The 25,128-nt window shown below is 67.7% G+C and carries 24 protein-coding genes; 7 read left to right on the top strand and 17 right to left on the bottom strand.

Annotated elements, in window-relative coordinates; translation table 11 throughout:
* Window positions 1-44: 44 nt before the first annotated feature.
* Window positions 45-806 carry a 23S ribosomal RNA methyltransferase Erm gene (gene erm / locus IEW87_RS09330; RefSeq protein ID WP_188711963.1) on the bottom strand — a complete coding sequence of 254 codons (762 nt, stop codon included), beginning with the start codon at window positions 804-806 and terminating at the stop codon, window positions 45-47.
* Window positions 807-1,003: 197 nt separating this feature from the next.
* Between erm and IEW87_RS15145 the strand changes: the two genes are divergently transcribed.
* Window positions 1,004-1,126 carry a hypothetical protein gene (locus IEW87_RS15145; protein ID WP_268234596.1) on the top strand — a complete coding sequence of 41 codons (123 nt, stop codon included), beginning with the start codon at window positions 1,004-1,006 and terminating at the stop codon, window positions 1,124-1,126.
* Here the strand turns inward: IEW87_RS15145 and IEW87_RS09325 are convergent.
* Window positions 1,123-2,064: a LysR family transcriptional regulator gene (locus tag IEW87_RS09325; RefSeq protein WP_188711962.1), complete on the bottom strand. Its 942-nt coding sequence runs from the start codon at window positions 2,062-2,064 to the stop codon at window positions 1,123-1,125. The genes IEW87_RS15145 and IEW87_RS09325 overlap by 4 nt on opposite strands.
* Window positions 2,065-2,187: 123 nt before the next feature.
* Here IEW87_RS09325 and IEW87_RS09320 point away from each other — a divergent pair, with 123 nt between their 5' ends.
* Window positions 2,188-3,180 carry a putative oxygenase MesX gene (locus tag IEW87_RS09320; RefSeq protein WP_188711961.1) on the top strand — a complete coding sequence of 331 codons (993 nt, stop codon included), beginning with the start codon at window positions 2,188-2,190 and terminating at the stop codon, window positions 3,178-3,180.
* Window positions 3,181-3,200: 20 nt separating this feature from the next.
* Window positions 3,201-4,235 (top strand): methionine synthase, encoded by a 1,035-nt coding sequence (locus IEW87_RS09315; RefSeq protein WP_188711960.1) that lies wholly within the window; start codon window positions 3,201-3,203, stop codon window positions 4,233-4,235.
* An 87-nt stretch (window positions 4,236-4,322) separates the two neighbouring features.
* On the opposite strand, the gene rpsD is transcribed toward IEW87_RS09315, so the two are convergent.
* Both rpsD and IEW87_RS09305 read right to left on the bottom strand, forming a co-directional pair.
* The gene (gene rpsD / locus IEW87_RS09310) at window positions 4,323-4,952 is read right to left on the bottom strand and encodes a 30S ribosomal protein S4 (RefSeq protein WP_188711959.1); all 630 of its coding nucleotides are present in this window, start codon (window positions 4,950-4,952) and stop codon (window positions 4,323-4,325) included.
* 151 nt (window positions 4,953-5,103) lie between these two features.
* Window positions 5,104-6,381, bottom strand: coding sequence for a replication-associated recombination protein A (locus tag IEW87_RS09305; protein WP_188712733.1), 1,278 nt, complete (start codon window positions 6,379-6,381; stop codon window positions 5,104-5,106).
* A gap of 154 nt (window positions 6,382-6,535) precedes the next feature.
* Between IEW87_RS09305 and IEW87_RS09300 the strand changes: the two genes are divergently transcribed.
* Window positions 6,536-8,398, top strand: coding sequence for a DUF349 domain-containing protein (locus IEW87_RS09300; RefSeq protein ID WP_188711958.1), 1,863 nt, complete (start codon window positions 6,536-6,538; stop codon window positions 8,396-8,398).
* A 64-nt stretch (window positions 8,399-8,462) separates the two neighbouring features.
* Window positions 8,463-9,011 carry a type IV toxin-antitoxin system AbiEi family antitoxin gene (locus IEW87_RS09295; RefSeq protein WP_188711957.1) on the top strand — a complete coding sequence of 183 codons (549 nt, stop codon included), beginning with the start codon at window positions 8,463-8,465 and terminating at the stop codon, window positions 9,009-9,011.
* Here IEW87_RS09295 and IEW87_RS09290 read toward each other — a convergent pair.
* The 9 genes from IEW87_RS09290 to IEW87_RS09250 form a co-directional block, all read right to left on the bottom strand.
* Window positions 8,990-11,236 carry a RelA/SpoT family protein gene (locus IEW87_RS09290; RefSeq protein WP_188711956.1) on the bottom strand — a complete coding sequence of 749 codons (2,247 nt, stop codon included), beginning with the start codon at window positions 11,234-11,236 and terminating at the stop codon, window positions 8,990-8,992. The two genes, IEW87_RS09295 and IEW87_RS09290, sit on opposite strands and share 22 nt — an antisense overlap.
* A 46-nt stretch (window positions 11,237-11,282) precedes the next feature.
* Window positions 11,283-12,272 carry a protein translocase subunit SecF gene (gene secF / locus IEW87_RS09285; protein ID WP_188711955.1) on the bottom strand — a complete coding sequence of 330 codons (990 nt, stop codon included), beginning with the start codon at window positions 12,270-12,272 and terminating at the stop codon, window positions 11,283-11,285.
* Window positions 12,272-13,978 carry a protein translocase subunit SecD gene (gene secD / locus IEW87_RS09280; RefSeq protein ID WP_188711954.1) on the bottom strand — a complete coding sequence of 569 codons (1,707 nt, stop codon included), beginning with the start codon at window positions 13,976-13,978 and terminating at the stop codon, window positions 12,272-12,274. The genes secF and secD overlap by 1 nt, the downstream gene beginning before the upstream one ends.
* 61 nt (window positions 13,979-14,039) lie before the next feature.
* A complete protein-coding gene (locus IEW87_RS09275; RefSeq protein ID WP_188711953.1) occupies window positions 14,040-14,531 on the bottom strand; it encodes a preprotein translocase subunit YajC in 492 nt (163 codons plus the stop codon).
* A gap of 139 nt (window positions 14,532-14,670) precedes the next feature.
* Complete coding sequence (ruvB, locus tag IEW87_RS09270) at window positions 14,671-15,681, bottom strand: Holliday junction branch migration DNA helicase RuvB (protein ID WP_188711952.1); 1,011 nt, start codon at window positions 15,679-15,681, stop codon at window positions 14,671-14,673.
* Window positions 15,674-16,294, bottom strand: a complete 621-nt coding sequence (gene ruvA, locus IEW87_RS09265; RefSeq protein WP_188711951.1) for a Holliday junction branch migration protein RuvA — start codon at window positions 16,292-16,294, stop codon at window positions 15,674-15,676. The genes ruvB and ruvA overlap by 8 nt, the downstream gene beginning before the upstream one ends.
* Window positions 16,295-16,303: 9 nt before the next feature.
* Window positions 16,304-16,885 (bottom strand): crossover junction endodeoxyribonuclease RuvC, encoded by a 582-nt coding sequence (gene ruvC / locus IEW87_RS09260; RefSeq protein WP_188711950.1) that lies wholly within the window; start codon window positions 16,883-16,885, stop codon window positions 16,304-16,306.
* Between the two features lie 167 nt (window positions 16,886-17,052).
* Window positions 17,053-17,814: a YebC/PmpR family DNA-binding transcriptional regulator gene (locus IEW87_RS09255; RefSeq protein WP_188711949.1), complete on the bottom strand. Its 762-nt coding sequence runs from the start codon at window positions 17,812-17,814 to the stop codon at window positions 17,053-17,055.
* Between the two features lie 74 nt (window positions 17,815-17,888).
* Window positions 17,889-18,785 (bottom strand): L,D-transpeptidase, encoded by an 897-nt coding sequence (locus IEW87_RS09250; protein WP_188711948.1) that lies wholly within the window; start codon window positions 18,783-18,785, stop codon window positions 17,889-17,891.
* A gap of 26 nt (window positions 18,786-18,811) precedes the next feature.
* Here IEW87_RS09250 and pdxY point away from each other — a divergent pair, with 26 nt between their 5' ends.
* Window positions 18,812-19,663, top strand: a complete 852-nt coding sequence (gene pdxY, locus IEW87_RS09245; RefSeq protein ID WP_188711947.1) for a pyridoxal kinase PdxY — start codon at window positions 18,812-18,814, stop codon at window positions 19,661-19,663.
* A gap of 22 nt (window positions 19,664-19,685) precedes the next feature.
* On the opposite strand, the gene pdxT is transcribed toward pdxY, so the two are convergent.
* Window positions 19,686-20,291 carry a pyridoxal 5'-phosphate synthase glutaminase subunit PdxT gene (pdxT, locus tag IEW87_RS09240; protein ID WP_229731060.1) on the bottom strand — a complete coding sequence of 202 codons (606 nt, stop codon included), beginning with the start codon at window positions 20,289-20,291 and terminating at the stop codon, window positions 19,686-19,688.
* A complete protein-coding gene (pdxS, locus tag IEW87_RS09235) occupies window positions 20,281-21,168 on the bottom strand; it encodes a pyridoxal 5'-phosphate synthase lyase subunit PdxS (protein WP_188711945.1) in 888 nt (295 codons plus the stop codon). Before pdxS ends, pdxT begins: the two co-directional genes overlap by 11 nt.
* A 74-nt stretch (window positions 21,169-21,242) precedes the next feature.
* Here pdxS and IEW87_RS09230 point away from each other — a divergent pair, with 74 nt between their 5' ends.
* The gene (locus tag IEW87_RS09230) at window positions 21,243-22,571 is read left to right on the top strand and encodes an aminotransferase class I/II-fold pyridoxal phosphate-dependent enzyme (protein WP_188711944.1); all 1,329 of its coding nucleotides are present in this window, start codon (window positions 21,243-21,245) and stop codon (window positions 22,569-22,571) included.
* A 13-nt stretch (window positions 22,572-22,584) separates the two neighbouring features.
* On the opposite strand, the gene IEW87_RS09225 is transcribed toward IEW87_RS09230, so the two are convergent.
* Both IEW87_RS09225 and thrS read right to left on the bottom strand, forming a co-directional pair.
* Complete coding sequence (locus IEW87_RS09225; RefSeq protein ID WP_229731058.1) at window positions 22,585-23,142, bottom strand: HIT family protein; 558 nt, start codon at window positions 23,140-23,142, stop codon at window positions 22,585-22,587.
* On the bottom strand, window positions 23,139-25,082 hold the full coding sequence (thrS, locus tag IEW87_RS09220) for a threonine--tRNA ligase (protein WP_229731190.1): 1,944 nt from the start codon (window positions 25,080-25,082) through the stop codon (window positions 23,139-23,141). Before thrS ends, IEW87_RS09225 begins: the two co-directional genes overlap by 4 nt.
* Window positions 25,083-25,128: the final 46 nt, after the last annotated feature.

Raw genomic sequence — 25,128 nt, 5'->3', positions numbered from 1 at the left:
CGCCGACCCCACCACTGGTCGGGCGCCGCCGGCGCACGAGCAGGTCACCGTTTCAGGCCGCGCCAGAGTGCCGCCCACTGTTCGGCCGTCAGGTCCCGCGGCAACCCGCGCGCGGCGACGCCCGCGTCAGCGAGCACGCGCCTCGCACACGCTCGGTCGACGCCCATCGCGTTCTGAAGGATGCGATCGAAGGAACCGCCGCGCCCCGTGAACGCCGATCTCACGAATCGTGAGTACGGCGAGCGGTCTTTCATCGGAATGAGGCTTCGGTCTCGCCGACGGATGTGAAGGACGCCGCCGTCCACACTCGGTCGCGGCGCGAACGCCCACGACGGAACACGGTCGTGCAGGGTGAACGAAAACCACGGCGCGGTCTGCGCCGTCATCATCGTGCGTCCGCCGACCCCGGCGCGCTTGCGAGCCACCTCCCACTGGGTCAGCAGAAAGGCGTGATCCCAGCCGTTCGTCGCGAGGATACGGCGAAGGATCGGCGTCGTGAGATGAAACGGCACGTTGCCGACCAACACCGGATGCCGCAGCGGGTAACGCAGCGCGTCGGCGTGCTGAACCTCGACACGAGGCAGGTCACTGCGGAGCCGCCGCACGCGGTGCTCATCGATGTCGATCGCCGTGATCCTGCGATCGAGCGCGGCGAGCGATCGCGTGAGCGCTCCGTCGCCCGCGCCGATCTCCAGGATCGCGCCTTCCGTACGTGCGACGAGCCGGGTGATGCGTGTAATGGTCGGTGCGTGGACAAGAAAGTTCTGGCCGAGTTCGTGTCGGCCGCCGAAAACTGATCGCGGCATGAGCGCGCTCCAAGATGCAAGATGCGGAGCGCCTCAGAAAGGACGAAGAGGACAGTCAGACGTCGGATCGCCGTTCCGAGGCACAGGGTCTCTCGGATGGACGACGCGCGAAGCGTGGGGTGCGAGCGCGCCGTCAGGCGCTGCGGTCGCGGAAAACCAGCGCGCGCGTCATCGCGCTCATGCAGATCAAACTACCCATGGCATTCATCGTAGCGGACAACCCCGAACGCCCTGGGCAGGTGCGCTCCTCCGAACCGTCATCTCTCGGCGCACCCATGAGCAGGCCGACGACCGACGTCGACATCGACATCGCACCCTAGTCGAGCACCGCGATCCCGAAGTCGGCCACGACCTTGCGCAGCTCCGCGAGGTAGCGTTGCGCCTGCTCCGTGAGCGGCACCGCGGAATGGCCGATCCAGCCGATCTCGATCGATTCGTCGACGTCGAGCGGGATTGCGACGATCTCCGGATCGAGGTCGTCGCTGATGACGCCCGTCGAGATGGTGTATCCGTCCAGCCCGATCATGAGATTGAAAATGGTCGCACGGTCCGAGACACGGATCTCCTGCTTGCTCGACAACGTCGAGAGGACCTCCTCAGCGAAGTGAAACGAGTTGTTCGCCCCCTGGTCGAACGTGAGCCGCGGCAGGTCCGCGAGGTCATCGAGGGTGACGCGGTCTCGAGCGGCAAGCGGATTCGTGCGCGATACGAAGATGTGCGGTGCGGCGAGAAAGAGCGGAGTGAACGCGAGCCCGGAGTCCCGGAGCAGCTTGTCGATCACGTTCCGGTTGAAATCGTTGCGGTAGAGGACGCCGAGTTCGCTGCGAAACAGTCGGACGTCTTCGATGATCTCCCACGTGCGGGTCTCTCGCAGCGAGAACTCGTACTCGGCCGCCGCATTGCTCCTCACCATGCGGACGAATGCCTCAACCACGAATGAGTAGTGCTGCGCCGACACTCCGAGCAGGCGCCGCGACGGCGGCCGGCCGAGGTAGCGCTGCTCGAGGAGGTCGACCTGTTCGACGATCTGCCGGGCATAGCCAAGGAACTCCGTGCCATCGGCGGTCAGCGTCACCCCGCGAGCCGAGCGCACGAGAAGGGTGCGGCCGACCCGAGCCTCCAGGTCCTTCATCGCCGCGGACATGGTCGGCTGGGAGACATAGAGGAGGTCGGCGGCCGCACTGATCGACCCTTCCGCAACGACCTCGATGAAGTAGTGGAGCCGCTGGAGCGTGATCCCGCCCGATGCCTGTGACATAGCTTGAGGCTATACCCACTCATAGTCATCTCGAATTTCTCGATACCCGGGGACTGCGTGCACGATAGGGCGACCGACTTCCGCATGGCCGATCCCGGCCGATCAACCCCGGATTGACCGCTCATGGCGAACGAGTTCACATTCAGCATCACCACCACGCGCTTCGACGAGGACTACGTGCCGTCGCGTAGTTCGCGCGCCACCACGAACTTCTCGAATCTGGCGAGAGGCGACGACCGGAAGCAGAATCTCCGCAACGCCCTGACGATGATCGACCGTCGGTTCAACGACCTCGCGCACTGGGACAACCCGGACAGGGAGCGGTACGCCGTCGAACTCGAGATCATCTCCGTCGAATTGCAGTTCACGGCGAGCGGGGAGGGCAAGGAGTTCCCGCTGCTTGAGATTCTGGACGTGCAGATCCTCGACACGCGAACCGGGCAACGCCACCGCGGCATCGTCGGGAACAACTTCTCGTCCTATGTCCGCGATTTCGACTTCAGCGTGCTGTTGCCGACGGTCAACGAGACCACGACGACGTTCACCGTGCCCGACGACTTCGGCGAACTGCATGGCAAGCTCTTCAGGTGCTTCCTTGAATCCGCCGCGTATCAGGAGCACTTCCCGGCGCCGCCCGTGATCTGTATCAGCGTCTCCACGAGCAAGACGTATCACCGCACCGAGAACCATCACCCGGTCCTCGGCGTCGAGTATCGCCAGGAGAAGTCCTCGCTGACGGACGCGTACTTCCACAGAATGGGATTGCGGGCGCGATACTTCATGCCGCCCGGCAGTTCTGCGCCGCTGGCGTTCTATTTCCGCGGCGACCTGCTGAACGACTATCCCAATCTGCAGCTCATCGGCACGATCAGCACGATGGAGACGTTTCAGAAGATCTATCGCCCCGAGATCTACAACACGAACTCCGCCGCCGGCAGCGTCTATCGACCAAGCCTAGACCAGCCCGACTATTCGCGAACTCAAATCGCCTACGACCGCGACGAGCGCGCTCATCTCGCGATCACCCAGGGGAAATACACGGAGGAGCATCTCGTGAAGCCGCACCGCAGAGTTCTGGAACAGTGGGCCGCCAACTACCCTGCGCCCGTCGGCTGACCGGCAAGGGATCACCGATCATGCAGAAGATCCTGCCCACCTCGATCGTCGGCAGCCTGCCGAAACCGTCATGGCTCGCGCAGCCGGAAACCCTCTGGTCTCCGTGGAAACTGCGGAACGGCGAGTTGGCCGAAGGACAACAGGATGCGCTGCGCATCGCAGTCCAGGAGCAACGCGGCAGCGGCATCGACATCGTCAGCGACGGAGAGCAGACCCGCCAGCACTTCGTCACCACGTTCATCGAGCATCTCGGCGGAGTCGATTTCGAGCAGCGCGAGACCATTCGGATCCGCGATCGTTACAACGCGAATGTGCCGACCGTCGTGGGTGAGGTGAGCCGTGAGAAGCCCGTGTTCGTCGAGGATGCGAGGTTCCTGCGTCAGCAGACCGATGGGCCGATCAAGTGGGCTCTTCCCGGGCCGATGACGATGGTCGACACGCTCTACGACCGCCACTATAGGAGCCGCGAGAAGCTGGCGTGGGAGTTCGCGACGATCCTCAATCAGGAGGCGAGGGAACTCGAGGCCGTCGGCGTCGATATCATCCAGTTCGACGAGCCGGCATTCAACGTCTTCTTCGATGAGCTCCAGGACTGGGGCGTCGCGATGCTGGAGCGAGCAGCGGAAGGACTGCGCGCGGAAACCGCCGTGCACATCTGCTACGGCTACGGGATCAAGGCGAACACCGAGTGGAAGGCGACACTCGGACCGGAGTGGAGGCAGTACGAAGAGTCACTGCCGTTCTTGCAGCGGTCCACCCTCGACATCGTGTCGCTGGAATGCCACCGTTCCCGCGTGCCTCTGGACCTGATCGAGCTCGTCCGCGGCAAGAAGGTCATGCTCGGGGCCATCGACGTGGCAAGCGAAGCCATCGAGACTCCGGAAGAGGTCGCCGACACCCTCCGAAACGCGCTCGCGTTCGTCGATGCGGACAAGCTCCTCCCGAGCACGAACTGCGGGATGGCTCCGTTGCCCCGTCACGTTGCGCGCGGGAAGATGAGCGCGCTGAGCGCGGGGGCCGACATCGTTCGCAAGCAACTCGCTGCCGCGTCGTGACGCCACCGGGCAGAACCGGCCACCCGAACAGCAAAGCAGAAGGCGCCCCGAGCCGAAGCTCGGGGCGCCTTCTGCTGAAAAGGGTGCTTAGCGCGCCGCGTAGTACTCGACGACCAGCTGGACCTCACAGGTGATGGGAACCTCGGCGCGCTTCGGGCGCGAGACGAGCTTCGCCTGCAGCTTGTCGAGAGAAACCTCGAGGTAACCGGGGACCGCGGGAAGAACCTCGGCGTGACCACCGGCGGCCGCGACCTGGAAGGGCTCGAGACCCTCGCTCTTGGCCTTGACCTCGATCGTCTGACCCGGCTTCACACGGAACGACGGGCGGTCGACGAGCTTGCCGTCGACGAGGATGTGACGGTGGACGACGAACTGGCGCGCCTGCGACGTCGTGCGGGCGAAGCCCGAACGGAGCACGAGCGCGTCGAGACGCATCTCAAGCAGCTCGACGAGGATCTCACCCGTCAGGCCCTCGGTGCGGTTCGCCTCGTTGAACAGGGTGCGCAGCTGCTTCTCGCGGATGCCGTACTGCTCGCGCAGACGCTGCTTCTCACGCAGACGGACGGCGTAGTCGCTGTCGGCCTTGCGCTTGGTGCGTCCGTGCTGGCCGGGGCCGTACGGACGGTTTTCCATGTAGCGCTGAGCCTTCGGCGTCAGCGCGATGCCGAGCGCGCGGGACAGGCGGACCTTGCGACGGTCCTGTGCCTTCGTAACCATGTCGGTTCCTTTCACGTGCCGCAGATGCGGCTTCACGGGCGTACATACCGCCTTCTTCCCTCACGCGGGCGTACGCCGCACTACCCGCGGGAATAACGAAGGGGATGTGCTCGGACTTCGAGCCGATCAAGTCTAACAGAGCGCGCCGGCGCTAATCACCGATGATCCGGCGAATCTTCTCGAGCCGTTCGGAGAGCTCACGCTCCGCCCCGTGCGTGGTCGGTGCGTAATAACGCCGACCCCGGAGCTCGTCCGGCAGATACTGCTGTGGCGACACACCGCGCGCGTCGTCGTGGGGGTACCGGTATCCCTTCCCATGGCCGAGGCGCTTCGCTCCCGCGTAGTGCGCGTCACGCAGGTGCAGTGGAACCGGGCCCATGCGTCCTGCCCGCACATCCCCGAGTGCCGCGTCGATCGCGCTGATGACCGCATTGGACTTCGGAGCCGTCGCGAGGTAGATCGTCGCCTCCGCCAACGGGATCCGCGCCTCCGGCATGCCGACGAGCTGCACCGTATCGGCCGCCGCGACCGCGATCTGCAGCGCGCGCGGATCCGCCATGCCGATGTCCTCTGCCGCGTGGACCATGAGCCGACGCGCGATGAAGCGCGCGTCCTCCCCCGCCTCGATCATGCGCGCCAGGTAATGCACGGCCGCGTCCGGATCCGATCCACGGATGGACTTGATGAACGCGCTGATGACGTCGTAGTGCTCGTCGCCCTGCCGGTCGTAACGCAGCAGTGCGCGGTCCACCGCCTGAGCGACACCGTCCGGAGTGACCGTGGGCACGGATCCCTCGTCGGCCTCACTTGCGGCGACGCCGGCGGCGGCTTCGAGCGCCGTGAGCGCGCGGCGGGCATCGCCCGACGACAGGCTCACGATCGCGTCGCGTGCCTCGTCTTCCAGGACGACCGCGCCGTCGAGTCCGCGCGCGTCGGAAACCGCACGGTCGATGAGGCCCGCGAGGTCAACGTCGGTGAGCGGCTTGAGCGTGAGCAGGAGCGACCGCGACAGGAGCGGTGAGATCACCGAGAACGACGGGTTCTCGGTCGTCGCCGCGATGAGGATCACCCAGCCATTCTCAACACCCGGCAACAGCGCGTCCTGCTGCGCCTTCGTGAACCGGTGGATCTCATCGAGGAAGAGGATCGTCGACTCGCCATACAGATCGCGCTGGTCGAGCGCCTGCTGCATCGCCTCTCGCACGTCCTTGACGCCGGCCGTGATCGCCGACAGTTCGACGAAGCGGCGTCCCGAGGACCGCGCGATCGCCTGCGCGAGCGTCGTCTTGCCGGTGCCGGGCGGGCCCCACAGGATCACCGAGACGGTTCCCGGCTTCGAGCCGTCAGGATCCGCGAGAGCGACGATCGGCGAGCCCGCGCCGAGCAGGTGGGACTGCCCCGCGACCTCGTCGAGCGAGACCGGGCGCATCCGCACGGCGAGGGGCGTCTGCCCCGCGAAGAGCGCACCGGAGGAGTTCACCCCTCCCACGTTACCGTCACGGTCCCGACGCGCGGCCCGCCAATGACTTAGGCTGGACCCGTCCTATTCCCCTTTACGCGGATACCGCGCCAAGGAGCCTCCTGTGTCGACCTCCGACAACACCGCCGTCCCCGACAACACCACCGGATTCGACGCGACTGCCGCGTCCGAACAGCCCCCTGCGACTGAGCAGCCGGCGACGACCGAGCAGACCACCGCGTCCGACAAGACCGTCGGAACGGAGGACGTTGCCGCACCTGGCGCATCCGCTGGATCCGACCAGACGGCTACGCCCGACGAGACGGTCGCGTCTGACGAGACCGCAGCCGGCGACGAGACCGCAGCAGCTGCCGAGGCCGAGAAGCCAGCGGAGACCGGCGAGGCTGCACCGGCTGACAAGCCAGCGGAGACCGGCGAGGCTGCACCGGCTGACAAGCCAGCGGAGACCGGCGAGGCTGCACCGGCCGACGAGCGTGCGGAGACCGACACGGCTGCCGAGGCCGACAAGCCTGCGGAGACCGACACGGGCGCCGCGACGGATGCGTCCCCGGCAGCGAGCGAAGCCGCGGGGACCGACGCGCCCGACAAGGCCCCCAGCCCGACACCGACGCCCTCCCCGACACCGAAGCCGGGCCCCGTCCCGAGCCCCGCCGCGCTCGCGAAGCGCCCGAAGCCGCCCGCGCCCGCCGGAGCTCCCGACGTCCCCGCCGTCGTTCCGCCGACCTTCCCTGCGATTCCCGGTGCCAGCGAATGGGGCCGCGTCGACGAGAAGGGCGTCGTCTCCGTACGCGAGGGCGACGACTGGCGCGTGGTCGGCGAGTATCCGGACGGCACGCACGACGAGGCCCTGCAGTACTACGTGCGCAAGTTCGATGAGCTCGCGTTCAAGGTGAACGCGATCGAGCAGCGCCACCAGGCCGGCGGTGCGTCAGCCTCTGCCCTGCGCAGCCAGGCAGGCCAGCTCAAGAAGGACATCGTCGGCGCCCCCGCCGTCGGTGACCTCGCCGCGCTAGAGGCCCGCCTCACGACCATGATCGACGAGCTCGCCGAGGCGGCCACGCAGGAGGCCGCCGCCCAGCGCGAGGTCGTCGACGCGGCCATCGCCGAGCGCACGACCATCGTCGAGAAGGTCGAACAGCTCGCCGCACGGGATCCGCAGAACGTGCAGTGGAAGCAGGCGACGACCGAGCTGAACGACCTCTTCACGGCCTGGCAAGACCACCAGAAGACCGGCCCACGTCTGCCGAAGTCGACGGCCCAGGCCCTTTGGAAGCGTTTCCGCGACTCGCGCTCGAAGATCGAGCGCGCGCGTCGTGCCTTCTTCGCCGAACTCGACGAGGTGCACAAGGCCGCGAAGGCGGAGAAGACGCAGATCGTCGAACGCGCCGAGGCGCTTGCCTCGCGCGGCGAGGACGGCATCCCCACCTACCGCGCCCTGCTCGACGACTGGAAGCGCGCCGGCCGCGCCGGCCGCAAGGCGGACGACGCCCTCTGGGCGCGCTTCAAGGCCGCCGGCGACGTGCTCTACGGCGCCCGCGCCGATCGCAATGCCGAGGAAGAGGCCGAGTCGAAGCCCCGCATCGAGGCTCGCGAGGCGCTGCTCGAGGAGGCCGCGAAGGTCGCCGATATCGCCGACCTCAAGCGCGCGCGCCAGGTGCTCACCGAGATTCAGCGTCGCTGGGAGGACGTCGGACGCGTCTTCCCGCGCGACGTCGAGCGCGGCCTCGACGGCCGGATGCGCAAGATCGAGCTCGCCCTGAAGGATCGCGAAGACGTCGACTGGAAGCGCAACAACCCTGAGACGAAGGCCCGCGCGAACGACATGGAAGCGCAGCTGCGGGAGGCGCTCGAGGGTTACGAGAAGGATCTCGAGCGCGCCAAGGCATCCGGCGACGAGAGGGCGATCAAGCAGGCGCAGGAGGCAATCGACGCCCGCACCGCGTGGCTGCGGGCGATCGGCGGCTGACGCCCCGACGCGGAGTTATCCACACCCCTGTCGCGTCGCCCCGTGCGCGCGGGAGGATCGGAGCATGTTCCCGTACGCGCTCGGCGCGCAAGCGCCGCTCAGTCACGCCGAGCTGACCGCGGCGGTGCTCGACGGCGACCTCGTGCCGATCTCGCGCCGGGCCTATAGCCCGACCGCGATGCCGCCGAGCGTCATCGTCCGCGCCGCCGCGGCCGCGGTCATCGTGCCGAACGCCCACGCGGCCGTCCGGACGACAGCGGCATGGATTCACGGCGCGCTCGCTGAAGAACCCGATCCGCACCACGTGCAGCGCATCGCCGGCGAACCCGCGTCGCGGCTCCTGCGGGCCGGCCTCGCCGTGCACCTGTGGCCGCTGCCGGCAGAGGATCTCACTGTGATGGGCGGCGTGAGGGTGACGACGCTGGAACGCACCTGCTACGACGTCGCGCGGGAGACGCTCCTTGGCGACGAGGGAGCATCGTCTCGGGCGTTCGCCTGGTTTCGCGCCCAGGACGACCTCCGCGACGCCTTCCTCACGTGGCTGACCGCCGGCCGCCGACTCTCCTACACGCGCCGCATCGCGGCGATCCTTCAGGAAGACGTGACGCGGTAGACGTCGTAGACGCCCTCGATCCGTCGCACGGCGTTCAGCACGCGATCAAGGTGCACGGTGTCGCCCATCTCGAAGACGTAGCGGCTGATCGCCAGCTGATTCTTCGTCGTCTGCACCGACGCCGAGAGGATGTTCACGTGATGTTCCGTGAGGATCCGCGTGATGTCGCTCAGCAGGCCGCCCCGGTCGAGCGCCTCCACCTGGATGTGCACGAGGAAGACGGCCTTCGTCTCCGGCGCCCATTCGACGTCGATCATTCGCTCCGGGTCGCGCTGCAACGCCTCGACGTTTGCGCAGTCCGCGCGGTGCACGCTCACGCCGCTGCCGCGCGTCACGAATCCGACGATCTCGTCACCGGGCACGGGCGTGCAGCACTTCGCGATCTTCACGAGGATGTCGGGGGCGCCGCGTACGAGCACGCCCGAGTCGCCGGACCGCGGCCGCTCCCGTGCGCCCGTCGGCAGCTCGACGATGCCCGTCGCCGGCTCGGACTCGCTGAGCGCGCCCTGTACCTTCTCGAGCACCGACTGCGACGACACGTGACCCTCGCCGATCGCCGCGTAGAGCGCGGAGATGTCGTGGTAGTGCATTCCCGCCGCGACCTCCGGCAGGGTTTCCTTCAGACGGGCGAACGAGACGTTGTGACGCCGCATCGCCCGTGCGATCGACTCCTTGCCCTGTTCGATCGCCTCCTCGCGGCGCTCCTTGGTGAACCAGCCGCGGATCTTGTTGCGCGCACGGGTGCTCTTGACGAACGTGAGCCAGTCCTGGCTCGGACCCGCGTCGGGGTTCTTCGAGGTGAAGACCTCCACCACGTCGCCCGACTGCAGCTCGCTCTCCAGCGGCACGAGGCGCCCATTCACCTTCGCGCCCATCGTGCGATACCCGACCTCGGTGTGCACGGTGAAGGCGAAGTCGACCGGCGTCGCTCCCGCTGGCAGGCCGATCACCCGACCCTTCGGCGTGAAGACGTAGACCTCCTTCGCGCCGATCTCGAAACGCAGCGAATCGAGGAACTCCCCTGGATCCTTGGTCTCGGCCTGCCAGTCGCTGATGCGCGCGATCCAGGCCATGTCCTGGTCGCTTGCGCGCGCATCCGCGCGGCCGCCGGTCTGCTGCATCCGCTCCTTGTACATCCAGTGCGCCGCGACGCCGTATTCGGCCTGTTGGTGCATCTCGATCGTGCGGATCTGCAGCTCGACCGTGCGGCCTCCGGGACCGATCACCGTCGTGTGGAGCGAGCGGTAGAGGTTGAACTTGGGCGTCGCGATGTAGTCCTTGAAACGCCCCGGCAGCGGCGTCCAGCGCGCGTGGAGCGCGCCGAGCACCGCGTAGCAGTCGCGTACGCTCGGCACGATGACGCGGATGCCGATGAGGTCGTAGATGTCGTCGAACTCGCGTCCGCGCACGACCATCTTCTGATAGACGGAGTAGAGCTGCTTCGGACGTCCGGAGACGGATCCGCGAATGCGCAGGTCGCCGAGGTCGCGGGTGACCTCGCCGATCACCTTCTGCATGTACTCCTCGCGCTGCGGCGTGCGCTGCTTGATGAGGCTGTCGATCTCGTTGTAGATCTTCGGGTACAGCACCGCGAAGGAGAGATCCTCCAGCTCGCTCTTGATCGCCGCGATCCCGAGTCGATGTGCGAGCGGCGCATAGATCTCGAGCGTCTCTGTAGCCTTCTTCTTCGCCTTCTCTGGCGGAACGAAGCCCCACGTGCGCGCGTTGTGCAGGCGGTCCGCGAGCTTGATGACGAGGACGCGCACGTCCTTCGACATCGCGACGATCATCTTGCGGACCGTCTCGGCCTGCGCGCTCTCGCCGTACTTCACCTTGTCGAGCTTCGTGACCCCGTCGACGAGCAGCGCGACCTCATCGCCGAACTCGTCCGTCAGCTCGTCGAGCGCGTACCCCGTATCCTCCACGGTGTCGTGCAGGAGCGCCGCGGCGATCGCGCGCGGCGCGAGCCCGAGCTCGGCAAGGATCTGGGCGACGGCGAGCGGGTGCGTGATGTACGGCTCACCGCTGCGGCGCTTCTGATCGCGGTGCTTCTCCTCCGCGACGCGGTACGCCTTGTCGATGAGCGAGACGTCGACGCGCGGATGATTCTGCCGAACGGTGTCGATCAGCTTGCGCACCGAGGCGTTCGGCTTCGCGCGCGTGAAGATGCGCGGAACGAGCCATCTCAGGCTCGGCCCCGACGACGTCGACACCGTCTCAGCCAACGTACCTCCCGCGAATGGAACGCGCCTCAGTCCTCATGCACCAATACTAGGCATCGTCCCCTGCGGCCTTCCTCCGCGCCGCGAGGATCCGCTTGTCGCGCTGTGCGATTTTCGGCTCCTTCTCGCGAATCAGTGAGTACAGCGGCGCCGCAACAAAGATCGTCGAGTACGTGGCCACGATGATGCCGACGAAGATCGACAGCGAGATGTCGCTCAGCGTCTCCGCGCCGAAGCCGAACACACCGATGAAGAGGATCGCGGCGACCGGGAGCGCCGCGACGACCGAGGTGTTGATCGATCGCACGAGTGTCTGGTTCACACCGAGGTTGACGGCCTCGCCGAACGTGAGGCTGCCCTCCTCGTCTTCGGTGTTCTCTCGGATCTTGTCGAACACCACGGTTGTGTCGTACAGGGAGTACGCGAGGATCGTCAGGAAGCCGATCACGGCCGAGGGCGACAGTTGGAAGCCCGCCGCGGAATACACACCGACCGTCACGATCAACACGTCGACGAGGCCGACGATCGCCGCGACGGACATCTTCCACGTGCGGAAGTAGATCGCCAGGATCAGGAAGGTCAGCGCCAAGAAGATCGCGAGACCCCACAGCGACTGCTTCGTCACGTCCGCACCCCACGTGGGCCCGACGAACGAGTCGGTGACCTCGTCGGCCGGCACGTCATACGCCTCTGCGAGCGCGGCAGCCAGTGCGCGCGACTCCTCGTTCGTCAGCGTGGAGGTCTGTACCTGGACGTCGCGCTCGCCGATCACGGTGACGGTGGACTCGGCCTCAGGGACGACGTCCTCGACGGTGTTCGTCGCGATCTCCTGGTCGGTCGTCGACGGATTCGAGATCGTGAACTTCGCGCCGCCCGTGAACTCGATCGACAGCGTGAACCCACCGCGCACGACAGGCGCGAGGATCGACAGCGCCACCAGCGCGATCGCGATGATGAACCACAGCTTGCGCCGTGCCACAAAGGGAATCGATGTCTTCCCGGTATAGAGGTCGTTACCGAGTTGGTTCATGGTGCGCATCAGGCGTCGCCCTCTCGGCTCGTGTTCGTCGTATCGTCTGCGCGCTCCGCCGCGCGCTTCCGCTCGGCGATCGTCTGGCGTCGTTCCGCCTCGCGCCGGGAGCGCTGGTTGCGTCCCGCCACCGCGACCGGCTCGCGGAACCGTGTGCGCTTCTCATAGACCGCTCCGAGCTCCGACGGATCCAGTCCGGACAGCGGGTGACCGCCGCCAAAGAAGCGCGTCCGTACGAGGAGCTGCATCACCGGGTGCGTGAAGACCACGAAGATCAAGATGTCGATGAGGGTCGTGAGACCGAGCGTAAAGGCGAATCCCTTCACCGTCGCATCGGCGAGGACGTACAGCACGACCGCGGCGAGGATGTTGATCGACTTCGCGCTGAAGATCGTGCGCTTGGCTCGCGACCAGCCGTCCTCGACCGCGGCGGTCGTCGTCTTACCGTCACGGAGCTCATCACGGATGCGCTCGAAATACACGATGAACGAGTCGGCCGTGAACCCGATCGTGACGATCAGGCCCGCGACGCCGGCGAGCGACAGCCGATAGTCGAGACGCCACGAAAGCAGACACAGCATGATGAAGGTCAGCACGGCCATCACCGCGAGCGAAGCGATGATCACGAAGCCGAGCGCACGGTAGCTCACGAGGAGCACCCACAGCGCGACGAGCACAAGACCGATGAGGCCCGCCGTCAGACCGACCATGAGCTGCTGCGAGCCGAGCGTCGCGGAGATCGTGTCACTCGTCACGACCTGGAAGCTCATCGGCAGCGCGCCGAAGCGGAGCTGGTCGGCGAGGACCTTCGACGATTCCTCGTCGATGCCGGGGCCCGAGATCTGCGGATTGCCGTTGGTGATCACGCCGTCCATGCCCGGCGCCGAGATGACGTTGCCGTCGAGCACGAACGCGAACTGGTTCTGGGCGCCCGTCAGGTTGTACAGGCGCTGGCTGACCTCGGCGAAGACGTCCGATCCCTCGTTGTCGAAGTCGATCGTGACCATCCACTGGCCGTTCTGCTGGTTGATGCCCGCCTGCGCGTCATCGATCGCCGACCCGTCGAGCTCGACCGGACCGAGGATGTACTTGGCGACGCCGTCTTCATCACAGGTGATCAGCGGCTCATCGTGCGGCGCGTGTGAGGGATCGTTCGACTCCGCGGTGCAGTCGTAGGCCATCATCTCGGCCATCAGGGCTTCCGTCACCCAGGCGAGATCACTGCCGCTCGTCGGCTCGGTCGTCGGCTCCGCGTTGAGCGTCGGGTCCGGCGTCGGATAGGGCGTCTGTTCGCCGTCCTCGCCCACGAAGCTCGTCGCCGAGTCGGCGGCGTACAGCACCGGACGCAGCTGCATCTGCGCACTCGCCTGGATCCGGTCGCGCGTCTCCTGGTCGGCGTTTCCGGGAATCGCCACGACGATGTTGTCCGACCCCTGGGTCGTGATCTGCGACTCCGAGACGCCCGCCGCGTCGACGCGCTGGCGAATAATCTCGACGGCCTGCTGCATCTGCTCGGCAGTCGGCGTCTCACCGGCCGTGTCAGCCTCGAGCGTGATCTGCGTGCCGCCCTGCAGGTCGAGCGCCAGCTCGGGAACCCACGTTCCCTCCTTCATCACGTGGACGCCGGCGGCGTTCGCTCCGAAGAGGATGAGCGTGAGGCCGAGCAGGCCGATCAGAGCGCGCCATGCACGGCGCGTAGGGGAAGAAGTCGCCACGACGGGGTCGCCTTACGTCAATTTGCTGTGTCTGGTTTCAATGCGATTCGCTCGCGAGCGATCAGCTCCGGGTCTGGTCGTCGCCGTCGTCATCATTCGGTGATGCCGCGTCGTCGTCCGCGTCGTCCGCGACGACCGCGCCATCCTGCTGATCGAGGACGACGTCCGGGTCCGTGCCCTCGGAGCCCGCGTCTTCGGAGACGACGTCCTCGTCGTGCTCGTCGTCGTAGTCCTCCTCATCGACGTTGTCCGCGTCGTCGTCCGCCTGCTCTGCGTTCAGCGTCTCCTGGTCGATCGACACCGTCTGCGCGTGCACCTCCACCTCGACACCCGGTGCGATCGCGACGATCGCCCGCTTCGTGAGGTCGTCGGCATCGAAGGCGACGAGCGTGCCGTAGAGACCGGCACGTGTCATCACCGGAGTACCGGGCATGAGCGACTGCTGGCGCTCCTGCTCCTCCGCCTGCATCTTCTTGCGACGCCGAGACGAGCTCCAGAACATAAAGATGAGAAGAGCACCGGCGAGGACGAGAAGGAGGATATCCGGGGACATAGAAAAGTAGGGCCTTTCGCGGTTCGGGACAGGTGGGGATCGCGCACGACGCCCGCGCACCGGGTATCCCGGCACATCCCGACGATTATAGGGCATCCGGCAATGCCGGATCAGCGAGGCGCGCGGGGGCGACCGGCGCTCAGACGAGTCCCGTCTCGGCGGGCAGTCCGAGGTGTTCGTAGGCGGTGGGCGTCGCGACCCGTCCACGGGGCGTGCGGCCCATGAAGCCGATCCGCACGAGGTACGGCTCCACCACGCTCTCGACCGTGTCCGGTTCCTCGCCGACGGCGACGGCAAGGGTCGACAGCCCGACCGGACCGCCACGGAAACGGCGCACCAGCGCGTCGAGCACGGCCCTGTCCAACCGGTCGAGGCCGATCTCGTCGACGTCATAGAGCTCGAGGGCCGCACGCACCCCCGCAAGCGTCACCTCGTGGTCGCCATGGACGACCGACCAGTCGCGTACGCGCCGGAGCAGTCGGTTCGCGATCCGCGGTGTGCCTCGCGAGCGCCGGGCGATCTCGGATCCCTGCGCCGCATCGAGCCCGATTCCGAGTACCCCGGCAGAGCGCTTCACGACGAGCTCGAGCTCCTGAGACTCGTAGAACTCCAGGTGCGCAGTGAATCCGAACCGGTCGCGGAGCGGATTCGGCAGCAGACCGGATCGCGTCGTCGCGCCGACGAGCGTGAACGGCGCGAGATCCAGCGGGATGCTCGTTGCACCCGCTCCCTTGCCGACCATGATGTCGATGCGAAAATCCTCCATCGCGAGGTACAGCATCTCCTCCGCCGACCGGGCCATGCGGTGGATCTCGTCGATGAACAGCACCTCCCCCGGCGTGAGGCTCGACAGCAGCGCCGCGAGGTCTCCTGCATGCTGGATCGCGGGGCCGTTCGACATACGCAGCGGCCGGCCGGACTCGTGGGCGACGATCATCGCGAGGGTCGTCTTGCCGAGTCCGGGCGGGCCCGCCATCAGGATGTGATCCGCCGGGCGGTCCTGCATCCGTGCGGCGTCGAGCAGCAGCTGCAGCTGACCACGCACCTTGTGCTGACCGACGAACTCCTGCAGACTCTGCGGCCGCAGCGCACCCTCGACCGCGAGTTCCGTGTCGTCTTGCGGCTCGGGCGAAACGATGCCGTCAGACACGCGGCGCTTCCTTCTTCGCCGGTCCGAGCGCCGCGAGCGTCAGGCGCAGCAGCGCCTGCATCGAGGCGAGATCGGCCTCACTCGCGGTCTCGGCGACACGCTCGACGGCATCGGCAGCCACGCGCTCCGGCCATCCGAGCCCGGCGACCGCCGCGATCACCTGGCTCGCAACCGACGACGGAGCTTCTCCGGATGCGGACGCGGGGGCGGTCGGGGCGGCGAGGCGCCCGTGGAGCTGCACGACGATGAGCTTGGCGGTCTTCGGACCGATGCCAGAGACCTTCCGGAACGGCTTGTCGTCCTCGGCATCGACGGCCTGCGCGATCTGGTCGATCGTGAGGTTCGACAAGATGCCGAGCGCCGACTTCGGACCGACTCCGCTCACGCCGAGCAGGACGCCGAACACCTCGAGCTCGTCGCGGTCCGCGAAGCCCACGAGCGAGAGCGCGTCGTCGCGGACGATCAGATGGGTGTGGAGGCGAATCTGCTCCCCCTCGCGCGCCGTGCGGGCCACGTCGGGCGGGACGGCGACGGAGAAGCCGACCCCCGAGACCTCGACGATGACGCTCTCTGCTGCGGCCTGAAGCACCGTTCCGTGAAGCGACGAGATCATCGCCCCAGCTTATCCGCGCGGTCGTACGTATGTTCGAGCGACACGCGAACGACGCTCCGCGTCAGCCCACGCCTTCTGGGCCGGCGTCTGCGCACCACTCGGCGCCGCCGCGCCCGGTCCCCCGCGCCACGCCTGGCAGAGCGCGATCGCGAGAGCGTCGGCCGCGTCGGCGGGCCTCGGCAGCTCCGCCAGGCGGAGGACGCGCGCGACCATGTGCTGCACCTGCGCCTTGTCCGCGGACCCGTATCCCGTGATCGCGGCCTTCACCTCGCTCGGAGTATGCGTCGCCGTGGCGATTCCGCGCTCCGCCGCGAGCATCAGTGCGACGCCGCTCGCCTGGGCGGTGCCCATGACCGATGCGACGTTGTGCTGCGCGAAGACGCGCTCCACGGCGACGGCGTCGGGCTGATACTCGTCCAGCACCGCACGAATGCCGCGCGCGATCGTCGCCAAACGAACTCCGGGATCCGCGTCCGCCGGGGATCCGACGACATCGACGTGCACGAGCGTCGCCGTGCGGTTGGCGGCGACATCAACGACACCGACGCCACACCGGGTGAGGCCGGGATCGATGCCGAGCACACGTGTCATGACTCCCACGCTAATCGTCCTGTGGGCCCGGTGTGGGACCCGCAGGGCGATTGGCGCACGCGTGAGGCTCTCCGCCCGGAGCGACCGAGAGCGTGTCTCATAAACGGAGCCGTCGCGAGGAGCGCGCTCAGGGCCTGCGCAGCAGGCGAACGACCCTGAGACGCGCGCTATTCGTCGTCGGCTTCGAGCTCGGCCTGCACCTCGGCGGTCAGGTCGAGATTCGTGAACACGTTCTGCACGTCGTCGAGATCCTCGAGCGCGTCGATCAGCTTGAACAGCTTCCGCGCCGCGTCCGCGTCAAGTGGGACCTTCACGTTCGGAACGAATTCCGCATCGGCCGACTCGTAGTCGATGTCGTTCGCCTGCAGGGCCTGACGCACGGCCACCATGTCGCTCGCGTCCGTGATGATCTCGTACCCGTCGGGGTGCGGCTCGATCTCCTCAGCGCCGGCCTCGAGGGCCACCATCATCACGTCGTCCTCGGTCGACCCCTCAGCCGACGCCACGATGACGCCCTTGCGTTCGAAGTTGAACGAGACGCTGCCGGGGTCGGCCATGTTGCCGCCGTTGCGGGTGACCGCGGTGCGCACGTCGGCCGCCGCGCGGTTCTTGTTGTCCGTCAGGCACTCGATGAGCATCGCCGTGCCGCCGTGGCCGTAGGCCTCGTACATGATCGTCGTGTATTCCACGGCGTCGCCGCCGATACCCGCGCCGCGCTTGATCGCACGATCGATGTTGTCGTTCGGGACCGAGGTCTTCTTGGCCTTCTGCACCGCGTCGTACAGCGTGGGGTTGCCCTGGAGATCGGGCCCGCCCATGCGCGCCGCGACCTCGATGTTCTTCGTCAGCTTTGCGAACGCCTTGGCGCGCTTCGCGTCGATCGCTGCCTTCTTATGCTTGGTGGTCGCCCACTTGGAATGCCCGGCCATACGCCTCCTCGCTTGTCGGATCCATTTTAGGGGCAGGCGGGCGCCAGCTCGATGTCGTGACGCGGCCGCGCCCCTCAGGAGATGTAAATCGGTGTGCCGGCGGGAAGCTCCGCCAGCCGGGTAATCGCGGCCTCGTCCACGCGGAGACAGCCGTTCGAGATCGAGCCCGAGCGCACGTCGTGATAGTGGAATGCCGTGACCGCGACGTCCTGGCCATCGAAACCGGCGAGCGTCTGCGACTGCTCGGAGAGGTAGACGATCGGATGGCCGCGGGCATAGTCGAGCGACGTGACCTCGGTGAGCATGACGAATGAGCGTCCGGTCGGGGTCGGCGTCGCCGCGGCCCCCCACGCGAACTCCGTCGCGATCGTCTCGCGCTCGGCTTCGGATCCCGTGCCGTCGACGACCTCGATCGTCTGCGCCGACAGATCGACTTCGACGCTCATCTCGTTCTCGTCGATCTCGACGTCCGCGGTACGCAGCCATCCCGTCAGCTGGCTCGCATCCCCCTGGCCGGGCAGCGCCTGACGCCCCACCAGCAGTACGCGGATCCACGCGTCGTGCTGCTCGATCACGGGAACGACCGTGCCGCCGTACCGCTCCTCCTGTGGGAGCCACGCGACGGGTTCTGCATCCTCGGGATCCGCGAACACGGGGGCACCGTCGGCGGACGCAGGCGCCGCGGACAGTCCAAGCGTCTTCTCATCCTGCGCATCGTCGACGGGGAGGTCGGGGTGCATCCCGAACACGTTCGCGATGGGATAGCCATCCGCCTCGAACTGCCCCGCATTCGCGGCCGGCCCCTCCGGCGTCGGCGTCGGCGTCGCGGCCTCGGAAGCGGTCGGCGTCGGATCCGGCTCGGGTTCGTCGCCGTCATCGCCCCCCTGCGACAGCACCACCATCACGGTGATGGCCGCCGCGACGATCACGACGGCACTCAGTCCCAGGATCCATGCCACGCGCTTATCCACGTTCCTATAGTGGCATGATCGAATCCATGCAGATCCTCTCCATCCAATCCGCCGTCGCATACGGACACGCCGGCAACTCCGCGGCCGTCTTCCCCATGCAGCGCATCGGCGTCGAGGTCCTGCCGGTGTACACCGTGAACTTCTCGAACCACACGGGATACGGCGCGTGGCGTGGGCCCGTCATGGATCCGTCTGACGTCGCCGACGTGATCACGGGCGTCGAGGAGCGCGGCGGTTTCGACGAGCTCGACGCCGTCTTGAGCGGGTACCAGGGCTCCGAGGGCATCGCCGATGTCATCATCGACGCCGTTGCGCGTGTGAAGGCACGCCGTCCTGAGTCGCTATACGCGTGCGATCCCGTCATGGGCAACGCGAAGTCGGGATGCTTCGTCGCCCCCGCCATCCCCGACCTGCTCCGCGACAAGGTCGTTCCGGTCGCGGACATCATCACGCCGAACCAGTTCGAGCTCGGCTACCTCACCGGCACCTCGCCCGACACGATCACCTCGACGCTCGCGTCGGCGGACGCCGCGCGCGCGATGGGCCCGGCCACGATCCTCGTCACGAGCGTCGAGCGCCCGGACCGCCCCGACAACACCATCGAGATGATGGCGGTCAACGACCACGGCGCGTGGATCGTGCAGACGCCGTATCTGCCGCTGAAAGCGAACGGATCCGGTGACGTCACCGCCGCGCTGTTCACGAGCCATTACGCACGCACGCGTGACGCCGCCGACGCACTCGCGCGGACCGCGTCCTCGGTCTACGGGCTGCTCGAGATCACGCACGCCGCGGGTTCGAAGGAGCTGCACCTCGTCGAGGCGCAGGAGCACTTCGCACACCCGCGGATGGAGTTCGAGGCGCTCCGCGTGCGCTGACTCGCTCGGGCGTCCTCGGCGCTCACGTCGCGGCGAGAAAGCGCTCGTGGAAGCGAGTGTCCCCCGTTTGCTCCGGGTGGAATGCGGTCGCGAGCAGCGCGCCCTGCTCGACCGCGACGACCCGGCCGTCGTCGAGCGCCGCGAGCGGCGTCGCACGGCCGGGATCCTCGACGACGGGCGCGCGGATGAAGACCGCATGAACGGGCGGCTCGCCGAGCACGGCGACCGATAGCTCGGTCTCAAACGACTGATTCTGACGACCGAACGCATTGCGCCGGACGGTCACATCGAGCCCTCCGAACGTCTGTTGATCGCGGATCCCGCCGACGATCCGATCAGCGAGCAGAATCATGCCGGCGCACGTGGCAAAGACCGGCAGACCGTCACGGATCCGCGCCACCAGCGCGTCACGCACGCCGAACTCGCGGGCGAGTCGGTCGATCGTCGTCGACTCGCCGCCGGGCAGCACGAGGCCGTCGATGCAGACGAGATCCTCCGGTCGACGTACCCGTGTCGTGCGCGCTCCGAGCAGTCCGAGGATGCGTTCGTGCTCCCCGACGTCCCCCTGCAGCGCGAGGACGCCGATCGTCCGGCGACGGGCGCTGCGGATCAGCTCGCTACCAGCCACGCTCGGAGAGGCGGTGCGGCGCGGGGATGTCGGCCACGTTGATACCGACCATCGCCTCGCCGAGCCCGCGCGACGCCTCGGCCACGACGGCGGGGTCATCCGCGAACGTCGTCGCCCTCACGATCGCCTTCGCACGCGCCGCCGGATCCCCCGACCGGAAGATGCCGCTGCCGACGAACACGCCGTCGGCGCCGAGCTGCATCATCATCGCGGCGTCCGACGGGGTCGCGACGCCGCCGGCCGTGAAGAGGACGACCGGGAGCTTGCCGGTCCGCGCGACCTCGGCCACGAGCTCGTACGGGGCGCGCAGCTCCTTCGCGGCCACGTAGAGTTCGTCCTCGGTCCGACCCGCCAGAGCGCGGATCTCGCCGGTGATCTGGCGGATGTGGCGCGTCGCCTCCGAGACATCGCCCGTGCCTGCCTCTCCCTTGGACCGGATCATGCCGGCCCCCTCGGAGATCCGCCGCAGCGCCTCGCCGAGGTCGGTCGCGCCGCACACGAACGGTGTCGTGAACGCCCACTTGTCGATGTGGTGCACGAAGTCGGCCGGCGAGAGGACCTCGGACTCGTCGATGTAGTCGACGCCGAGCTGCTGCAGCACCTGCGCCTCGACGAAATGGCCGATCCGAGCCTTCGCCATGACGGGAATCGAGACCGCCTCGATGATGTCGTCGATGAGGTCGGGCTCGCTCATGCGCGCGACGCCGCCCTGCGCGCGGATGTCGGCCGGCACGCGCTCGAGCGCCATCACCGCGACGGCGCCCGCGTCCTCCGCGATGCGCGCCTGTTCGGCCGTGACGACGTCCATGATGACGCCGCCGACGAGCATCTCCGCCAGCCCGCGCTTGACGCGCGCGGTTCCCGTGGTCTCCGTCATGGTGCTCCCTCGAACTCGGTTCCGTTTGGTCTATGCCAAAGTCTACGAGCCTGCGCGTGAGACAATCGACGCCGATGTCACATTCCGACACGCCTTCGGGTATCTCCGGCGCCACGGCCGCCGACATCGCCGCAAGTGCGCGGTCCGCGATCGAGCGCGGCGAGTTGCGCCCCGGCGACGCGCTCCCGTCCGTGCGCGCCCTCGCCGAGGACCTCGGGGTGAATCGCAACACCGTCGTGGCCGCGTACCGCCGTCTCGCCGGAGCAGGGCTCGCGGTGGGGCGCGGGCGGGCGGGAACGCGCGTGGCGTCGCTCGACAGCGTCGCGCGCGAGGGCTACGCCGACGTCGCCGGCGCGGTCGATGCCGCCGCGGGGAACCCGCATCCCGCTCTCATCCCCGATCCGACGACGGTTCTCGCAGGCGTGGTGGGCCGCCCTGTGCTCTACGGTGCGCCGGTCGTCGATCCGGGGCTCGAGCAGTGGGCGGCCGAACGACTCGCCGCCGACCTCGACGTGCCCGCTGACCGCATGCGGATCACCGTCACGAGCGGTGCCGCCGACGCGCTCGACCGGCTTTTCACCGGACTGCTCGCGCCCGGCGACGCCGTGGCCGTCGAGGATCCCGGCTTCCTCACTGGCATCCACACGCTGCGCGTGGGCGGCTATCGCGGGATCCCCGTACCGGTCGACGACGAGGGGATGACCCGAGACGGTCTCGAGCGCGCGATCGCGGCCGGGGCGCGCGCGATCGTCTGCACCCCGCGGGCGCAGAATCCGACGGGAGCGTCGCTCTCCGCGCGCCGCGCCTCGGCGCTCCGCGAGCTCCTCGCCGACCTCCCGGACATCGCGGTGATCGAGGACGACCACTTCTCGCTGCTGTCACGCGCGCCGTATCGTTCCATCATTCCCGCCGGGCATCGCCGGTGGGCCCTGATCCGATCCGTCTCGAAGTTCCTCGGCCCCGACATGAGCATCGCGCTGGTCGGCTCCGACCCCCACACCGCCGAGCGACTCGGGATCCGCCTGCGGCCCGGCACCGCTTGGGTGAGCCACCTGTTGCAGCGCCTCGCGCTCGCGCTGCTGACCGACGGCGAGGTGCGCGCGCGAATCGATGCGGCGGCCGATCACTATGTGGCGCGCAACGCGGCGTTCTGCCGTGCATTGGCGACGCACGGGATCCGCGTCGTGCCGAGCGACGGCCTCAACGTCTGGGTGCCGGTGACGAACGCGGGGCGTGACGTCGCCACGCGCCTCCGTGCGCGAGGGTGGCTCGTGCGGCCCGGCGACGAGTTCCGCGTCGCATCGGCGGCGGAGCCGTCACATCACCTGCGCGTGACGGCGCACCACCTCGCGGATGATGCCATGGCGCGCCTCGCCTCGGCGATCGCCGAATCCGACGCGTAGCGGGAAGAGTGCGTCAGGCGGGCCAGGCGTCGGCAAGCGCCTGGCGAACATCGCCGAGCAGCTGCGGCAGCGCCTTCGTGCGCCCGATGATCGGCAGGAAGTTCGCGTCGGATCGCCACCGCGGCACGATGTGCTGGTGCAGGTGCTCCTCGACGCCGGCACCGGCCACCTCGCCCTGGTTCATGCCGATGTTGAAGCCGTGGCAGCCCGATGTCGTGCGCATGACGCGCATCGCGGTCTGCGTGATCCGGGAGATCTCGTCGATCTCCTCCGGGCTCGCCTCGTCGTACACGCCGACGTGGCGGTACGGGCAGATGAGCATGTGGCCCGCGTTGTACGGGAACAGGTTCATCAAGGCGTACGCGTGCGTTCCGCGATACACGATGAGGCCATCGGCGTCTGACTTCTCCGGCGCCGCGCAGAATGGGCATCCGCTGCCGCGATTCACCTCGGCACCCGCGGCGATGTACGCCATGCGGTGCGGCGTCCACAGGCGCTGGAACCCGTCGCGGACCCCGCCGAGCTCGTCTGCCGACTCCAGTTCGCCGAACTCCTCGCGCGGATCCGTCACGCGCTCTCCGTCTCGACGTCGGCGTCGCTCAGCACGAGCCGCTTCTCGTCGATCAGACCGGAGACAAGGTCCACGGCCTCGGCGATCGGTACGCCGTTGAGCTGTGAACCGTCGCGGAAGCGGAACGAGACGGTGCCGGCCGAGCGGTCCTGCTCCCCCGCGATCATGAGGAGCGGCACCTTCTGCGTCGTGTGCGTCCGGATCTTCTTCGGCATGCGGTCGGCCGAGTGATCGACCTCGACACGCACCCCCGCGGCTCGGAAGCGCGCGGCGGCGTCGTCGACGTAGTCGGCGTACTCTTCGGCGACCGGCACGCCCATGATCTGCACCGGGGCGAGCCACAGCGGGAAGTCGCCCGCGTAGTGCTCAAGCAGGATCGCGAAGAAGCGCTCGATCGAGCCGAAGAGGGCGCGATGGATCATGATCGGCCGCTGCCGGGAGCCGTCCGCCGCCGTGTACTCGAGTTCGAACCGCTCCGGCAGGTTCGGATCCACCTGCACGGTCGACAGCTGCCACACGCGGCCGAGGGCGTCGCGCGTCTTGAGGTCGATCTTGGGCCCGTAGAATGCGGCCTCGCCCGGAACCTCCGTGAGCTTCAGCCCGCTCGCGACGGCGACGTTGCGCAGCGCGTTCGTCGAGTACTCCCAGAACTCATCGGATCCGATCCACTTCGACTTCTCGTCGTCGCGCATCGACAGCTCGAGTTCGAACTGGTCGAGGCCGAAGTCGCGCAGCATCGCGATGATGAACTCGAGGACCTTCGTGACCTCGCCCTCGAGCTGCTCGTGGGTGACGAACAGGTGAGAGTCATCCTGGGTGAATCCGCGCACGCGCGTGAGACCGTGCAGCGCCCCGGACAGCTCGTTGCGATACACGGTGCCGTTCTCGGCGTACCGGAGCGGCAGGTCGCGATAACTGCGCGCACGCTCTTTGTAGATCATGATGTGCATCGGGCAGTTCATGGGCTTCAGGTAGTAGTCCGCGCCCTGTTTGGTGATCTCGCCGTTCTCGTCGCGCTCCTCGTCCATGCGGATGGGCGGCCAGATGCCCTCTGCGTACGTCTCGAGGTGCCCCGACGTGTGGAACAGATCGCTCTTGCTGATGTGGGGCGTGTACACGTAGGTATATCCGTTGTCGATGTGGGCGCGACGGGCGTGCTGCTCCATCTCGCCGCGCACGATGCCGCCCTTCGGGTGCCAGACCGACAACCCGGATCCGATCTCGTCAGGGAACGAGAACAGGTCGAGTTCGCGGCCCAGCTTGCGGTGATCGCGCTTCGCGGCCTCGGCCAGGCGGTCCTTGTACGCGACCAACTCGTCCTTGGTCGGCCACGCGGTGCCGTAGATGCGCTGCAGCTGCGGGTTCTTCTCGCTCCCCCGCCAGTACGCGCCCGCGACACGGAGGATGTCCCAGCCGCTGCCGACCATGCGCGTCGTCGGCACGTGCGGCCCCCGACAGAGGTCCCCCCACCGGGTCTCGCCGGACTTCGGGTCGACGTTGTCGTAGATCGTCAGCTCGCCGGCGCCGACCTCGACGCTCGCTCCCTCGGCGGCTTCCTTCTTGCCGCCCTTGAGCTCGATGAGTTCGAGCTTGAACGGCTCACCGGCGAGTTCAGTGCGCGCCTCGTCGTCGCTGACGGCGCGGCGCACGAAGCGCTGCCCCTCCTTGACGATGCGCTGCATCTCCTTCTTGATCGCCTTGAGGTCTTCCGGCGTGAACGGGTCCGCGACCTGGAAGTCGTAGTAGAAGCCGTCGGTGATGAACGGGCCGATGCCGAGCTTCGCACCGGGGTTCAAGCGCTGCACCGCCTGCGCGAGGACGTGCGCGGTCGAGTGCCGGAGGATGTCCAGTCCGTCCGCGCTGTCGATAGTGACCGGTTCGGCCTGATGCGCGTCCGTGACCTCGACGGCGAGGTCGGTCAGCGTGCCGTCGACGCGCATCGCGACGACGTGCTTTTCGGGGAACAGATCGAATCCGGTAGTCACC

Source organism: Microbacterium faecale (assembly GCF_014640975.1).
GTDB classification, from domain to species: Bacteria; Actinomycetota; Actinomycetes; order Actinomycetales; family Microbacteriaceae; genus Microbacterium; species Microbacterium faecale.
Note: the sequence above shows the minus strand (reverse complement) of the source record. Positions and strands in the feature narration are given on the sequence as shown.